General features: G+C 72.7%; 2 protein-coding genes. Both read left to right on the top strand.

Annotated elements, in window-relative coordinates; all coding sequences use genetic code 11:
• Nucleotides 1–203 precede the first annotated feature (203 nt).
• Entirely contained in the window at nt 204–965 is a 762-nt protein-coding gene (locus tag OOT08_RS17615; protein ID WP_325094167.1) for a cupin domain-containing protein, read from the top strand.
• Nucleotides 962–1,383: FecCD family ABC transporter permease (locus tag OOT08_RS17610; RefSeq protein WP_325094165.1), on the top strand; the 422-nt coding region annotated here is incomplete at its 3' end. The genes OOT08_RS17615 and OOT08_RS17610, both read left to right, overlap by 4 nt.

The raw sequence follows: 1,383 nt of genomic DNA, 5'->3' as shown, positions 1-1,383 counted from the left end.
CAGGAACGTCAGGGGGCGACGGGTCAGTGACATGGGGAGGGCTTTCTGGGTGAGGGGACGAACACGAACACGGTGGCGCACGACGACGCCGCTAAGTTAGGATAGCCTTGTCTTCGTCGGATCAGGCGCGCCCAAGGTGACACCGTCTCCACCAGGGCGACGGGATCCGACTGGCCCCCGTCCGCCCGATCCCGAGGACCCCCGTGAACTTTGCCGAGCTCGGCCGCAGCGTCGCCAGCACCCACGCCATCCGGTTCCACGGCCACGAGCCGCACCGGCACGAGTGGCCGCACCTGGTCTACGTCGTGTCCGGCACGGGCACGCTCACGCTCGACGGGCAGACGCTCACCCTGCGGGGCGGGCAGGCCGCTTGGCTGCCCGCGGACGTTCTGCACGGGCTTGCCCTGTCCGATGATGGCATGGCGCTCGGCCCGATGCTCAACCCCGGGGCGGTGCCGCCCGGGGGGCGCACGCGCGTGCTCGGGCCGCTGCCCGCCCTGACCGAGCTGATCACGGTGATGCTCTGCGCGGCCCCGGAGACGCAGGCCGAGCGCAACTCCTTCCGGCTCGCGATCGAGGAGCTGCTGCGCGCCACGACCGAGGAGTACTTCCCCCTGGCCCTCCCCCAGCACCCCACGGCGAACGCGATCGCGCTGGAGGCGGCCCGATTCGACGGCACGCTCGACGAGCTCGCGGAACGCCAGTTCACGAGCGTGCGCCACGTGCAGCGCCTCTTCCGCGAGGAGACCGGGCTCACCTTCGCCACCTGGCGGACCCGGGCGAGGCTCAACCTCGCGATCGTGTGCCTGCGTGCCGGGGACGGCCTGCAGGCGGCGATGCAGGGCTCCGGCTTCGCGACCCGGCACGGGCTGCTGAAGGCGCTGAGTCGCGAGTGCGGTTTCCCCCTGGAGCAGCTCATGGCGGACCCGGCCGCCCCGTTCACGAGCGCGTTGGCCCCCGCGTGAGGGCGACCCCCGGCTGGCCGCTGCGCTCGGTGCTGCTCGCCGCCTCCGCCGGACTGTTGCTCCTCGTCGCGTGTCTCAGCCTGACGATCGGCTCCCGAGTGCTGCCGCTGGGCGACGTCGTCGACGCCGTGTTCGCGCCGGACGGCTCCGCGGAGCAGCTCATCGTCACCGAGTTGCGCCTGCCACGCACCCTGCTCGGCGTGCTCGTCGGGGTCGCCCTCGGGGTGTCCGGGGCGCTGATGCAGGCCGTCACCCGCAACCCGCTCGCGGACCCGGGGATCCTCGGCGTGAACGCGGGCGCGGGCTTCGCGGTGGTGCTCGGCAGCGCCGCCTTTGGGCTCACGCGGATCGAGCAGTTCCTGCCCTTCGCCTTCGCCGGGGCCGTGCTCGCGACCCTGCTCGTGTACGGGATCGCCTC

Origin of the sequence: Leucobacter sp. M11, from assembly GCF_035726885.1 — a bacterium.
Classification (GTDB): Bacteria; Actinomycetota; Actinomycetes; order Actinomycetales; family Microbacteriaceae; genus JAPFRB01.
This window is presented reverse-complemented; position numbering and strand designations above follow the sequence as displayed.